12 protein-coding genes are annotated in these 13,447 nt (G+C 68.1%); 6 read left to right on the top strand and 6 right to left on the bottom strand.

Annotation, left to right across the window (positions count from 1 at the left end; all coding sequences use genetic code 11):
- Nucleotides 1–21 precede the first annotated feature (21 nt).
- Complete coding sequence (locus ACZYY4_RS21155; protein ID WP_463812015.1) at nt 22–1,071, bottom strand: polyprenyl synthetase family protein; 1,050 nt, start codon at nt 1,069–1,071, stop codon at nt 22–24.
- Nucleotides 1,068–1,721: a hypothetical protein gene (locus ACZYY4_RS21150; RefSeq protein WP_463812014.1), complete on the bottom strand. Its 654-nt coding sequence runs from the start codon at nt 1,719–1,721 to the stop codon at nt 1,068–1,070. Before ACZYY4_RS21150 ends, ACZYY4_RS21155 begins: the two co-directional genes overlap by 4 nt.
- Nucleotides 1,722–1,836: 115 nt before the next feature.
- On the opposite strand from ACZYY4_RS21150, the gene ACZYY4_RS21145 reads away from it, so the two are divergent.
- From ACZYY4_RS21145 to ACZYY4_RS21130, 4 genes are read left to right on the top strand one after another with little or no spacing between them, the layout of a single operon-like run.
- Nucleotides 1,837–3,291 carry a hypothetical protein gene (locus ACZYY4_RS21145; protein ID WP_463812013.1) on the top strand — a complete coding sequence of 485 codons (1,455 nt, stop codon included), beginning with the start codon at nt 1,837–1,839 and terminating at the stop codon, nt 3,289–3,291.
- Nucleotides 3,288–3,782, top strand: a complete 495-nt coding sequence (locus ACZYY4_RS21140) for a hypothetical protein (protein ID WP_463812012.1) — start codon at nt 3,288–3,290, stop codon at nt 3,780–3,782. The genes ACZYY4_RS21145 and ACZYY4_RS21140 overlap by 4 nt, the downstream gene beginning before the upstream one ends.
- A complete protein-coding gene (locus ACZYY4_RS21135; protein WP_463812011.1) occupies nt 3,779–6,982 on the top strand; it encodes an ATP-binding protein in 3,204 nt (1,067 codons plus the stop codon). The genes ACZYY4_RS21140 and ACZYY4_RS21135 overlap by 4 nt, the downstream gene beginning before the upstream one ends.
- Nucleotides 6,979–9,060: an FAD-dependent oxidoreductase gene (locus ACZYY4_RS21130; RefSeq protein ID WP_463812010.1), complete on the top strand. Its 2,082-nt coding sequence runs from the start codon at nt 6,979–6,981 to the stop codon at nt 9,058–9,060. Before ACZYY4_RS21135 ends, ACZYY4_RS21130 begins: the two co-directional genes overlap by 4 nt.
- A 3-nt stretch (nt 9,061–9,063) precedes the next feature.
- On the opposite strand, the gene ACZYY4_RS21125 is transcribed toward ACZYY4_RS21130, so the two are convergent.
- Complete coding sequence (locus ACZYY4_RS21125; protein WP_463812009.1) at nt 9,064–9,765, bottom strand: sensor domain-containing protein; 702 nt, start codon at nt 9,763–9,765, stop codon at nt 9,064–9,066.
- Nucleotides 9,766–9,928: 163 nt separating this feature from the next.
- Here ACZYY4_RS21125 and mbp1 point away from each other — a divergent pair, with 163 nt between their 5' ends.
- Together mbp1 and ACZYY4_RS21115 are read left to right on the top strand one after the other, a co-directional pair.
- Complete coding sequence (mbp1, locus tag ACZYY4_RS21120; RefSeq protein ID WP_463812008.1) at nt 9,929–10,165, top strand: microaggregate-binding protein 1; 237 nt, start codon at nt 9,929–9,931, stop codon at nt 10,163–10,165.
- 9 nt (nt 10,166–10,174) lie between these two features.
- Nucleotides 10,175–10,924 carry a DoxX family protein gene (locus ACZYY4_RS21115; protein ID WP_463812007.1) on the top strand — a complete coding sequence of 250 codons (750 nt, stop codon included), beginning with the start codon at nt 10,175–10,177 and terminating at the stop codon, nt 10,922–10,924.
- Here ACZYY4_RS21115 and ACZYY4_RS21110 read toward each other — a convergent pair.
- Genes ACZYY4_RS21110 through ACZYY4_RS21100 form a run of 3 tightly spaced genes read right to left on the bottom strand, consistent with a single transcriptional unit; the run spans nt 10,894 to nt 13,411 of the window.
- Complete coding sequence (locus ACZYY4_RS21110; RefSeq protein ID WP_463812006.1) at nt 10,894–12,123, bottom strand: winged helix-turn-helix domain-containing protein; 1,230 nt, start codon at nt 12,121–12,123, stop codon at nt 10,894–10,896. The two genes, ACZYY4_RS21115 and ACZYY4_RS21110, sit on opposite strands and share 31 nt — an antisense overlap.
- Nucleotides 12,123–12,614 carry a dihydrofolate reductase gene (locus ACZYY4_RS21105; RefSeq protein ID WP_463812005.1) on the bottom strand — a complete coding sequence of 164 codons (492 nt, stop codon included), beginning with the start codon at nt 12,612–12,614 and terminating at the stop codon, nt 12,123–12,125. The genes ACZYY4_RS21110 and ACZYY4_RS21105 overlap by 1 nt, the downstream gene beginning before the upstream one ends.
- On the bottom strand, nt 12,611–13,411 hold the full coding sequence (locus tag ACZYY4_RS21100; RefSeq protein ID WP_463812004.1) for a thymidylate synthase: 801 nt from the start codon (nt 13,409–13,411) through the stop codon (nt 12,611–12,613). Before ACZYY4_RS21100 ends, ACZYY4_RS21105 begins: the two co-directional genes overlap by 4 nt.
- Between the last annotated feature and the right edge of the window lie 36 nt (nt 13,412–13,447).

Raw genomic sequence — 13,447 nt, 5'->3', positions numbered from 1 at the left:
TTAAGGCGTGCCGGTCCGGTGTCAGCGCCACCGCGCCCACACATACGGCACCAGCGAGCGCAGGAACTCCAGGTCCGGGCCGGGCCGGGCGTCGGCGAACGCATGCTCGAAGTACTCCTCGGCCGCCAGCAGAATGCCCTCGGCGTACTGACGCGTGAACGCGATGCTGCCGTAGTCGTCCATCAGGGTGCGCACCCGCTGTACCAGCGCGGCCGACCGCTGCGATCGACTGCGGTTCAGATAGTCCTGCAACAGGCTCCGGTCCGGCCCCTGCGCCACGGACAACAGGTGGATCAGGGGCAGCGTCCGCTTGCCTTCGTAGAGGTCGCCCAGGATCTCCTTGCCGTAGATCCGTTCGTCGCCGACCAGGTTCAGCAGATCATCGCGGATCTGGAACGCGGCGCCGAAGTGAAACCCGAATCGCACCAACGTCCCGAGCTCCGCGGTGCCGCGTGATCCCACGATCGCCCCGACCCGCAGCGGATGGATCGTGGTGTACCAGCAGGTCTTGTGCAGGATCAGGTTCAGATAGTCGTCGGGCCGCAGATCATCGGTGTTGTCGGCCTGCCAGCCCACTTCGATCGCCTGCCCCTCCAGGGTCCGCAGCGCCATCGTGTCGAACTCGGCCCACACCAGTTCGGCCAGGTCTCGGTCGAGTTGCCGGGTCGCCCGCCGCAGCACCTGCCCGGCGACCAACGCCAACGCATCACCGGCGTTGATCGCGGTAGCCATGCCGTACATGGCGCCCAATGTCGGTCGGCCCCGGCGCATTTCGCTACCGTCGGTGACATCGTCGTGCACCAGAAAAGCGTTGTGCAGCAGTTCGATCGCCACGGCGATACCGAGCAACGCGTCGGAATCCGCCCCGAAGGCCCGACCGGCCGACACGCACAGTGCGGGCCGCAACGCCTTACCCGGCCGCTGCGGGTAGGACCGCATCGGGGCATAGAGCCATTTGCCGGGCTCGCCGTCGGGCAGCGCGTCGAGCATGGACCGACGAACGGCCCTGGCGACCTCATCCAGACGCTCATCGACGACCGCCACCGATTCGCGGCCGGCGGTGTCGGTCACGGTTCCTGCGCCACGACACTGAGCACTACAGGCAGCCACAGATCCGGGCACCCGACGGCCAGCAGGGTGCCGCGATAAATGCCCGGGCGCACCTCGGTGCCGACGTCGACGGTGATCTGCACACCGCGGCTGGACCGTCGCGGCATCGGCACCACGGCGGGGTCCACCCGTACCGCGTCGCCGCCGATCATGTCACCACCGTGACCGAGCAACTCACTGCATCGCAACCGGATCTCCGCGCCGTCATCGCTCTCCCGGTTGTGCAACCAAACCTCGCCGGTGGCCGAACCCGGGCTGGTGAGGCGAAGCATCAGGGCATCCTTCGACTCGGGATTGTTGACGTCCAGCGTGACGGGCCCGTCGCTGCGGTGCGGATCCGCCGGCAGCGAGGAAAGCAGGAATTGCCCAGCCCTCGACCACCAGGCCCGGGTGAACCGCTCCCATTCCGGCAGACCGGTGGAATCCGTGCCGCCGGTGGCGGCATCCCCAGGCGGCGCCGCGACGGCTTGGGCGAATTCATCGATGATCCGGCGAGCCGCACGGAAGCCCTCGGCTTGGATCGCGCTGAGTGCACGCGCATTGGCGGCCGGATCAAAAATTGACGCCCACGGTAATTCGTCGACGGTGCCGTCGCCGGAATTATCATTCACCAATTCCCTCCTGTGGAAATCAGCCGTTTTCTGCAGAAAAAATATTCGCGCGAGACCGTCGAGGATCGTCCCGAACGCCGTATACTACCTGGCTACGGGGGTGATCGGAGGCGCAATGGCGGCGACCGATACGGCAACAGCGGCGCAATCTCTGTTGGCACTTTACGGCGCTCTCGATCAAGCAGTTACCAGCACCGGTGACCCGGAAATCGAAGCGACCGTCGAACGTTATCTTCCGGGTAGCACCGGAGTGAATGCCGGATGGTATGAAGAATTGCTCGGCTTCCTGAACCGGTCGAATGAGCACGGCGCCGGCGGACCGAATTCCCCGGCCGTGCCCGATCTGGGCGAGGCGTTGACCGTCCTGCGGAACCAGGCGACGACGTCGGCTGCGCTGTCCCAGCGGATGACCGACGCCGGCCAAGCCGCTGCCGCCCCCGCCCCGGGGACCGCGCAGCTGACGCCGGTTCAGTTGTCCCGCATGGTTTATGCGATCGGCGCGTTGAGTCACCTGCCCGGGTGTTACCCGCCGAACGACTGGGATACAGCGTTCGCCGAGACCCTCGCGTTGGCCGGGACCGGCAGCGGCGAGCACCTGCTCGACCTGCTGCGGGACGACTTCGCCGGCCGCGGTGACTGGCCGCAGGTGATGCTGTCCGGTTCTCTGGATGCCGACGTCGCCGCGGTGCCGCAGTGCTGCGCCAAACCCAAGTGGGTACGTGGCCAGCTGTGCGTCGTACTGACCACCGACTTCACCAGGTCGACGGTGTCGCTGAACGACCTGTTGGGCGTCATCGACCCGAAGAACTGGGCACGCTGCCTACCGTTTTTCTGCGCTATGGACGAGTGGGCGATCCGGCCCGACGGCTGGAGCCGGGTGCTCGAACACTTCTCCACCGCGTGCGGGATCACCGGGATGCCACAGATGCGGACGCCGCTGAAGTACTGGAAAGGGCCGCAGGCCGGCGAGCCGGTATCCGAACCCATGGCGTGGGTCGACTACATGCTGGACGACGCCCCGGCGCCGGGCGAGCAGGGCGACGGCGCCATGGTGGTCGACGAGGGCTTCATCAAGATGACGTCGACGGTGGGCGATGCGGCGCTGCCGGGCGCGCGGGTGCGCACCAGGAAAGTCGTCGGCTTCCGCGACCTGGGCTGGTTCCCCACCGCGTTGTTCGCCTGCGCGCTGGGATACGGCAATGAGGGTCTCACGATGCTGCTGGGCGGGGTAGCCAAGCGGGCCAAGGAGGGCCCGGCGGGCTGGACACCGTGGCAACCGTCCATACCGGCCGCCGGCCAGCCGACCCAGCCGGACAAGCCGGCCCCGCCGTCTTCGCCCTCGAAGCCGGACCCGACCCAGCATGCCGTCACTGTTGCGGTCGAGATGCTCAACGAATGCATCGACGAGATGTCGAAGCGCAGTGCCGCGTTGGCCGCAAAATGGGCGGGCGGCGTGCCACCGGTTGAGGAATCGATCGCCTTCGCCGCGGACCTGACCGCCCGGCTGGCGACCGACCCCTGGCGCTACCTGCAGCGGATGCGCACCCCACCCCGAGGCGGCGGCACGTGAAGGATGTCAACGACGCCGTGCACCAGTACGCCGAGACGTCACGGCAGCTGGTCAATGAAGTCGGTGCCATCCTGCTCGACGCGGACCACCGGATCGGCGAAGGCACGTTCGGCTCAGCACAGTGGGCGCAGTCGGCCCGCCGGATGGTCAACCTCGTGGCCACCGCCGGTTACGGCTTGCCCGCGGCCTTGATGTCGCAGTGCGCCGGCGATGTCGAGCTGTCCGAATTCCTCGAGGCCCCACCGGGCACCGGGTCCGAGCGGACGCTTTCGGTCGTCGCCCCGTTCGTCGCCGAGGGAACCTCGTATGCGATCCCGCCGCAGTCGCTGGTGTTGGTGCCGGGCGTGCTGCGGGCCTATGCCACCCGATTCCGGGTGGGGGTCAGCGGGCCGGATTATGTGAGCGGCACCTACCGCGGCCGGATTCGGTTCACCAGCCTGACCGCCGGCACCGCGCAGCGCACCGAGATGGACGTCATCGTCGGCCTATGAGCATCACCGAGGACCCCGACGAAATCGACGACTTGCTGGATCAAGCGATTCGAGCGGCCAACAACGGCGACCGCGCCACCGCAAGTGCGCTCGCCGAGCAGGTGCTCACCGTCGACACCGGCAATCAGGACGCCGAAGACCTGCTCTGTGCGCCGCTTGCCGGCTCTGGCGAACTACGTCGGCTGACAATACTTTTCGCCGACGTGGTGAACTCGACTGCGTTGTCGACCCGTATCGAGCCGGAGATCTACCGTACGGTGATCGGTCGCTACCGCCAGCAGGTCGACGAGATCGTCAACCGCTACGAAGGCCACGTCTTCTCCACCAAGGGCGACGGGCTGCTCGCGGTCTTCGGCCACCCCAGCGCCCACGAGAACGACGTGCGGCGAGCGGTGCAGGCCGGCCTGGAGATCACCCGCGAAGTGGACCGGCTCAGCGAACGCGTGCGGGCGCGGTTCGGCTTCGACATCTCGGTACGGGTGGGCGTGCATCGGGGCATGGTGTATCTCGATGTGGCACAGGACGACGTGTACGGGCTGGGCGCCAACCTGGCCTCCCGGGTGTCGGGCCTGGCGCCGCCGGGGGGCGTCGTCGTGTCCGCGGCCGTGGCACCGCTGGTGGCCGGCTACTTCGAGCTCGAGGCCCGGGCGGCGCAACCGGTCAAAGGCATCGACGAGCCGGTCGAACACTACCGAGTCGTCGAGGAGCACATCGGCCGGACACGGATTCCGCTGGGGCCGCTGGTGGGCCGCGATCGCGAGCTGACATACCTGCAGGACGCCTGGAACCGCGCCCGACGCGGCGCGCTGCGCGTTCCGGGGGTCTGCTTCAGTGGCGAGGCGGGTATGGGCAAGAGCCGACTGGCCACCGCCGCAGCAGATCTGGCCGAGCAGGCCGGCAGACCGGTGCTCGCCCTGATCGGATCACCGTTTCACGCCGACGCCGGCCTCTACCCCGTCCGCACCCTGCTGGAGCAGCGCGCCGGGATCGAGCGGACAACCGAGCAGTCCGATCGCCTGCGGCTGCTCGAAGACGAGGTCGCCGCCCGCGGACTCGATCCGGTCGCCGCGGTGCCGTTGCTGGCGGCCGCGTTGGAGATCCCGGCCGAAGGCGGTTATCAGCCCACGCGCGCCGAGGGCGCCAAGCTCTACCAGCAGATCATCGACGCCATCGTCGACTACCTGCTCGCCTGCGCCGGCCGGGGCCCCGCGGTCCTGCTGGCCGAGGACCTGCAGTGGTTCGATGCATCGACGCGCGACGTGGTCGCCTCGCTGCTCGCGGCCGACACCGGCACGCTGCTGCTGGTGCTGACCGCCCGCGAGCTCAGCTCGCTGCCGGATCTGCCCGGGCTCAAGGTGTTCGAGCTCGCCCCGTTGACCACGGCCCAGACCGACGAATTGATCACCGCGCTGGATCCCGCCATGTCCGGTGCCGAGCGCGCCGAGCTCCACCGGCGCTGCGACGGCGTGCCCCTGTACATCGAAGAAGTGGCCGCGAAGCTGCACGAGCACGCCGACGACGCCGCGGAGTGGGCCAGGGTACCCGACGCCCTCTATGAGCCGTTGTTCTCCCGGCTTCGCGCCAGCAGCAACACGATTCAGGTCGTCGAGGTCGCTGCCACCATCGGCCGAGACTTCGATCGCGCTATGTTGACCGGCGTCCTGGACATACCCGAGCCCGATCTCGACAACGCCATTCGCGCCCTGGTGGCCGTGCGGGTCTTCCAGCCGACGTCGAAGGACCGCTGGCGCTTCCGGCATGAGCTGCTTCGCGAGGTCGCCTACGAGCTGCCGCCGCCCAGCGTCCGGCACCAACTGCACGGCCGGGTTGCCGACACCCTCGTCGGCGACTCCGACAATCCGGACTGGCACCTGGTCGCCCTGCACTACCGGGTGGCCGAACGATTCGAGTCCGCCGCCGACGCCCACCAGCGGGCGGCCTACGACGCCCGGCGGCGCGGCGCCCTCGACGAGGCCCGAGGCTGCCTCACCCAGGCCATCGAACAGCTCCGGCGAGCCGCACCCGGACCGTCGCGCGATCGCACCGAAGTCCTGTTCCGGCTTCGGCGTGGCTTCCTCACCGCGGCGGCCGAGGGGACTGCCAGCCCGAAGGCCGCCAAAGACTTCGAATGCTGCCTGAAACTCGGTGCCACCGATCCACGCCAGGACCGCTTCCTGTCGACGATGACGGCGCTGTGGGCCTACTACCTACCGCGTGGCGACCTGCGCCGTGCCCTGCGAGTCACCGAGTACGCCAGAGCGAAGCGTCCCGACGATAAGAAGTGGTTCGGACCGACGAACGCTGCCGCGTTCGGCATGGTCGCCTGGTTCCTGGGCGACTTCAGCAAAGCCCGGGCGCTGCTCGAGCAGGCCGTGGCGGCCATGGAGGCGGCACATCTGCCCGATTTCGAAGCCCTGTGGTTCATCCCCAGCGATCCACTCGCCTCGATGCACCTGCACCTGGCGATGGCGCGGTTCATCCAGGGCGACCTCGCCGGTGCCGACGACCAGTTCGCCGAAACCGTCCGGCGGACAACCGATATCGGATTCCCGCAGGGGCCGTTCAGTCACTGCTACCAGCGCTTCACCGAGGTCTTCATGTGCATGGAGGCCGGCCTGCTCGATCGCGCCGGCGAGGTGGTCGCAGCACTGGGTGCGCAAGCCGAGCGGCACGGCTTCGAGTACTGGACGATGATCGCCACCACTTCGCGCGGTGCCATCGACGCGCTGTCGGCGCTGTCCGGCGAGGACACCGGGGCAGACGAATTGGCGCGGCACATCGCGACGATGACCGCGATCGGGACCGCGCTGCGGGCGGCCGAGGTGAAACTGTTCTCCACCTACTACGACGGGATTCTCGCGCGGCTGCTGATGGCAGCCGGCAACGCCGGGCAGGCCCGCGAATGCCTCGACGGCGCACTGGCATTGGCCGACGAGACCGCGGTGAACTTCTACCGCGCGGAGTTGCTGCGATTGCGTTCGGCCACCACCGATGACGCCGAAGTACGCGACGCCGGCCTGCGCTGCGCCATCGACACGGCGCGCCGGCAGGCAGCGCACGTCTACGAACTGCGGGCGGCCATGGATGCCGTCGAGCTGCAGGGCGAATCCGCACGAGGACTGTTGGCCGAAGCGGTGGCCCGATTCCCCGCCGGCAGCGACTGGCCGCAGCTGGATCGAGCCTGGACGCTGCTCGGGTGAACCGGCCGGGTGGCAAGGTTGCTGTTCTCGGCGGCGGCATGGCCGGGCTGAGCGCCGCCTGGCGGCTGAGCGAGCCGGGTTGGCGCGACCGCTTCGACTCCATCACCGTCTATCAACGCGGTTGGCGCCTCGGCGGGAAGGGCGCTTCCAGCCGTGGCCGGCACGGACGCATCGAAGAACACGGCCTGCACCTCTGGCTGGGCTCCTACCAGAATGCCTTCGCCCTGCTTCGTGAGTGCTACACCGAACTCGACAGAGCCACAACCGATCCGGTGGCACCGATCATTACCTGGGACCAGGCGCTGATTCCGGCGGACAACGTGGGACTGGCCGACCGGCTCGGCAGCGACTGGTTGATCTGGCTTGGCACTTTCACCCGTACCGACGATGGGCTGCCCGGCGATCCGGGCGACGCCGGCCTGGAGATGACGGTGGTGGAATTCACCGTGCGGGCACTGCGGCTGGTCCGCGATTTCGCCGACTCCCTGCGCGGCACAGTCCGAGCCGGAATCACGTTGTCCAGCCAACCGGACCCACCGCCTACCGAGCGATGGGTCGGCGCGGTCGCCGATGCGGCGGTGGCAGCACTGCTCGCGCTGGCGGATCCGCAGGCGGCCCGCGCCGGGCTGCCCACAGTGGTCGACGGCGCACTGCAGGCGGTGCGTTCCGCGCTGGACTACGAGCGACGGCCCGATCACCGGCGGTCATGGCTGCTGCTCTCACTGATGACCGCGGTGATCCGGGGAATCCTCGCCGACCACCTGGTCACCGATCCACGCGGCATGCGGGCGATCAACGACGAGGATTTCAACGCCTGGATCCTGCGCCACGGCGCGCACCCGGACGTCACCGAATTCGCTCTGGTGCGCGGCATGTACGACCTGGTCTTCGGATACCGCGATGCCGACCCCGACCAGCCGGCGTTCGCCGCCGGCCTGGCGGTCTTCCTGACCGGCCAGGTGCTGTTCGGCTACCAGGGGGCGATCTTCTGGAAGATGACCGCCGGGATGGGCGACGTCGTCATCGCTCCGCTGTACCAGGCGTTGCGGCGCCGCGGTGTCACGTTCGAGTTCTTCCACCGACTCGACTCCCTGCACCTGGATGCCCGCGGCCTGGCGGTCGACACGATCACCCTGGGCCGCCAAGTGCACCTTGCCGCCGATCGCACCCACTATGAGCCGTTGACCGCGGTGCACTCCTTGCCGGTGTTCCCCAGCACACCGCTGACCGCCCAACTCGCCGCGCCCGATCGGATCCCGCACGGCGGTTGGCATGCCCTGGAAACACATTGGTCGGACCACGCCGACGCCGAGTCCCGGGTGCTGCGCCGTGGTGTCGATTTCGACCACGTCGTGCTGGCCGTCTCTCTGGGCATGCTGCCACTGGTCGCCGCGGACCTGATCGAAGACCGGCCGGAGTGGCGGCGGATGACCACGGAGGTGCGCACCGTGGCCACCCAGGCCTTCCAGATCTGGTTGCGCCCTGACGAACCGGCGCTGGGCTGGAACGATCCGGGCGTGACGCTCAGCGCGTACCTGCCGCCGTTCGAGACCTGGGCATCCATGCCGCAGACATTGTGGGCCGAGGACTGGCCAGCGCAGGATCGCCCCGGAACGGTGGCCTACTTCTGCGGCACCCTGGACGCGGTGTGGCCCACCGACGAAGTCGGCCAGGATTATCTGCATCGACACCAGCAGCAGGTCCGCCGCCAGATCGCCGACCACCTCGACCATCACCTGTACCGGTTGCTTCCCGGCGCAGCCGGCGAACACGGGTTCGACTGGCAGCTGCTCAGCGGTGCCGACGGCGAAAACGGTTGCGCCGCACTGGGTAGCCAGCATGTCAGTGTCAATGTCGATCCCTCGGACCGGTATGTGCAGTCGATACCCGGTACCGACCGCTACCGGTTGCGCGCCGACGAGAGCGGCTACGACAACCTGGTTCTGGCCGGGGACTGGACCGACTCGGGAATGAACGCCGGGTGCATCGAGGCGGCCGTGATGTCCGGATTGCAGGCCGCGAATTTCCTGTTGGGCCGGCACCGTTTCCACCGTATTCGCGGCTGGTACCTGCCCTGAGCCTCAGCCGTTCGGCACCTTCGCGGCGATCTGCCGGGCGATGACGACCGCGGAGTCCTTGGGGTCGGCGCTACAGGTGTTGACGTCGACGACGACGTTGTTGACCACGGCCAGCGCCCGCCCGCAGGCCTGCCACGCCGATTCACCGGCGTTCTGCTGGGTCGCAACGGTGCTCAGCACGCCCTCCGCGTTCGAGATGCGCCCGGCGGTCCACTCCGAACCGCTCTGCGTGTGGGTGTACTCGTGACATTCCGGCCACTGCTTGGCGGACGTCTCGAAAAATGCCTCGGCTTGCTTGGCGGTGGTGAACAACACCACCGCCTGATCGACATAGTGGGCGTTGTCTTCGCCATCGCTGACACTCTGCTGACGCACCGCACTGAAACCGCTGCGCGCATAGACCTGTTCCTGCGCGACTCCGTCGATGGCCAGGCACTCCCTGGGCTGCATTGTGGTGCTGTCGTCGGGCAGCACATCGTGGGGAGCCTGCGCCTTCATGTCGGTCACCCCCATGATCGGGTTGATCTCGTCAGCGACGAGCAGCAGTGGCCGTAGCGCGTCCTCGGCGACCGGCGCGACGGCGACGGTCGTGGTGGTCGGCGTCGGCGGTCCGGCGGTCGGCTTTGCCGTACCTCCACTGTTGCCGCATCCGGCGACCAGAACACAGCCGACGACAACGAAACCCCATGAAACCGAACCCTGCACGCGATCACATCCCGTGTTTCCGACCAGGCTTTCAGATCAGCGCGCCAGTCCGCGGCGTCGCCGATCAGTTGTCGGCAAGGTTAGCGAAATCCCGAGGTTTACGTTGTAATCCCGCCGGGTATTCCGTCGTTTGACCGATGACCGATTTGAGAGAGGACACCGAATGAGTGACCAGGACAGCGGGCTCGAGGCTGGTATCAAAGGCGTCGTCGAAGACGTCAAGGGCAAGGCCAAGGAGGCCGCCGGCACGGTGACCGGTAACGACTCGCTCAAGCGGGAAGGTCAAGCGCAGCAGGACAAGGCCGAGGCTCAACGCGAGGTTGCGGCCAAAGAAGCAGAGGCCGAGAAGGCCCGCGCCAAGGCCGCCGCGGATGAGGCCCGCGAGCGCGCCGAACAGTAGGGGGACCGCGTGTTGATCCGCAGAATCGCACGTCCGCTGCTCGCGGCAGCGTTTGTCGGCCAGGGTGTGGAGGCGTTGCGTCGGCCGCAGCAAGCCGGGCAGACAGCCCGCCCGGCCTTTGACAGCCTCAAACAGTTACCGGACGAGATAGCGGCGAAGGTTCCGTCCAACGTCGAAACGTTCGCCAGAGCCAACGCGCTGGTGCAGATCAGCGGTGGTCTTCTGCTGGCCAGCGGCAGACTGCCGCGGGCCGCGGCGGCGGTGCTGGCATGCACGGTGATTCCGGGCAGCGCAGGGGGGCACATGTTCTGGACAGAGCCCGACGCGCAGCGCAGGGTTCAACAGCGCCAAGCGTTCTTGACCGACGTCAGCCTGATCGGCGGATTGATGATCGCGGCCTCTGACACCGAAGGTAAGCCGTCGCTGGGCTGGCGGGCCCGGCGCACCGCACGTCGTGCCTACCAGCGCGCGGCCACGGCCTTGCCGACCGGGTCCGGTGATGCGGTGCTCGAGACAGTCGGCGAGAAGGTGAGTGCGGGCTTGCTGGCCGGCGCCGAACATGGCCGCGAACTCGCCGAGATGGCAAGTGAGAAGGCCGCACCGCTATTGGAGGCTGCCGGCGAGCGGGGAGCTCAGCTCGCCGAAGTGGCTGCCGAACGCGGAACGGAGCTGGCACATGCGGCGAAGGAACGCGCCACTGTGCTCGCGGAGGGCGCCCGCCGACACATTCACTGGGACGCCAAGCCCGACCGCCGGTGATGCGGCCGGCGCAACTCATCCACCAGATCCCCCCGCTCCCCCACGCTCACCGCACTCAACCCCAGCCAGCCCGCCATCGACTCCAGTTCACCGGCCAGCGCGGCGGCCACCCGCGGCCGGTCCCGGCCCGCTTCGGCGAACGCCCCGACGACGTGCAGGGCACCTCCCTGCCGGTCGGCCTTGAGGTCGACCCGGCCGACCAGCTCTCCATCCAGCAGGAACGGCCACACGTAGTAGCCGTGCCGACGCTTCGCCGCCGGGGTGTAGATCTCGATCCGGTAGTGGAAATCGAACAATCGCTGCACCCGCGGCCGGAAGAAGATCAGCGGGTCGAAAGGGCACAGCAGCGCGGTACCCCGATCGGCCCGCGGGATCGGCTGCCCGGCACGCAGATACCCCGGAGCGTCCCAGCCGCTCACCGCTACCGGCTCCAGCTCGCCGGCGGCCACCAGCTTTGCGATCGCCGGTTTGGCCTGGCCGGCCGACAGGCGAAAGTAGTCACGCAGATCGGCCTCGGTGCCCACCCCCAGGGCGCCGGCCGCCCGCAACACCAGTTCCTGGACCGCCTCGACGTCGTCGACCTCGGCGGCCAGGACCTGCGGCGGGAGTACGTTGCCAACCAGGTCGTAGTGCCGGGCGAACCCGACCCGGGTGGCGGTGGTCAGCACCCCCGCGGCGAACAGCGCCTCGGCAACCCACTTGGTGTCACTGCGATTCCACCAGGCGCCTTTGCCGCGTTTGGGGGCGGCGGTCAGGTGTTCCTCGAGCTGCCCTGCGGTGGCCGGACCGAGTTCGGCCACCGCGGCGACGATCTCATCGGCCAGCTTCGGGTCGGCCCGCACATTGCCCCACCTGCCGTGGGTGTACTGGCGCATCCGCCAGCGCATCAGCGGCCAGTCCTCGACGGCCATCAGCGCCGCCTCGTGCGCCCAGTACTCGACCAGCAGCCGCGGCGAGCGGGCACTGTGGCTCCACGCGGCGCGATCGAGAACGGTGCGGTCATACGGCCCCAACCGGCTGAACACCGGGGCGTAGTGGGCGCGCACCGCCACCGACACCGAGTCCAGTTGCAGCACCTGGATGCGCTCGATCAGCCGTTTCAACTGCGCCCGGGTGAGCGCTCCGGTCGGCTTAGCGGTCCCGAATCCCTGTGCGGCAACGGCAATCCGGCGCGCCTGCGCCGAGGTCAACGTCACCATCAGCGATGGTAGCTACAGAACCGGTACCGTAAACCGCTGGCACTGGTGAGCCAAGGTCCCGACGTGCCACGCCAGGACTCGTCAAGCACCGGTGCGATCGCGTCCGCGTCGTCGCGGGGCAGGTCGATGTCGACCTCGGTGACTTCACACCGGTCGGCCTTCGGCAGCGCCAGCGCGTAGATCTGCGCGCCGCCGATCACCCAGGTTTCGGCATCGGTCAGAGCCGCATCCAGTGTCCGCACCACCTGCGCGCCGTCGGCCCGGTAGTCACCTCGGCGGGTCACCACCACATTGGCCCGCCCGGGCAGCGGGCGCAAGCCGGCAGGCAATGACTCCCAGGTCAGCCGGCCCATCACCACCCGATGTCCCAGCGTGAGTTCTTTGAAACGTGCCTGGTCTTCGGGCAGCCGCCAAGGAATGCCGCCGTCACGCCCGATCACCCCGGACAGCGACTGCGCCCAGATCAGCCCCACCGTGGTCGGGCCGCTCATACCGCGACGGGCGCCTTGATCGCCGGGTGCGGGTCGTAGTCGACGATCCCGACGTCGTCGAAGGTGTAGTCGAAGATCGAATCCTTGTGTGCCAGAGTCAGTTTCGGGTAGGCGCGGGGTTCCCGGGACAGCTGCTGGCGCACCTGCTCGACGTGGTTGTCGTAGATGTGGCAATCTCCGCCGGTCCAGACGAACTCTCCGACGGCGAGCCCGGCCTGCGCGGCCATCATGTGGGTGAGCAGTGCATAGCTGGCGATGTTGAACGGCACCCCGAGGAACAGGTCGGCGCTGCGCTGATACAGCTGACACGAGAGTCGCCCGTCTGCGACGTAGAACTGGAACAGGGCGTGACACGGCGCCAGCGCCATCTTGTCCAGTTCACCGACGTTCCACGCGGAGACGATGATGCGGCGCGAATCCGGGTTGGTGCGCAACAACTCCACCGCACCGGCGATCTGGTCGATGTGTTCCCCACTCGCAGTCGGCCAAGAACGCCACTGCACTCCGTACACCGGCCCGAGATCCCCGGCCTCGGAAGCCCATTCGTCCCAGATGCTGACGCCGTGCTCCTTCAGCCAGGCGATGTTGGAGTCGCCACGAAGAAACCACAGCAGCTCGTAGACCACCGAGCGCACATGCACCTTCTTGGTGGTGATCAGCGGGAAACCGGCGGACAGGTCGTAGCGCAACTGGTGGCCGAACAGGCTGCGGGTCCCGGTGCCGGTCCGGTCGGCCTTGGGGGTTCCGCGCTCGAGCACCAGGGCCAGCAGATCCTCGTAGGGTGTGGCGATCGGCACGCCGCCCAGCTTACGTCGCGGGCCACGGAGTACAAC

The organism is Mycobacterium sp. IDUB_21 (assembly GCF_055419425.1).
Note: the sequence above shows the minus strand (reverse complement) of the source record. Positions and strands in the feature narration are given on the sequence as shown.

Coding starts and splice junctions, on each gene's coding strand:
- ACZYY4_RS21145 (WP_463812013.1), top strand. CDS start 1,837: ATGGCGGCGACCGATACGGCAACAGCGGCGCAATCTCTGTTGGCACTT.
- ACZYY4_RS21110 (WP_463812006.1), bottom strand. CDS start 12,123: ATGGTGACGTTGACCTCGGCGCAGGCGCGCCGGATTGCCGTTGCCGCA.
- ACZYY4_RS21135 (WP_463812011.1), top strand. CDS start 3,779: ATGAGCATCACCGAGGACCCCGACGAAATCGACGACTTGCTGGATCAA.
- mbp1 (WP_463812008.1), top strand. CDS start 9,929: ATGAGTGACCAGGACAGCGGGCTCGAGGCTGGTATCAAAGGCGTCGTC.
- ACZYY4_RS21105 (WP_463812005.1), bottom strand. CDS start 12,614: ATGAGCGGCCCGACCACGGTGGGGCTGATCTGGGCGCAGTCGCTGTCC.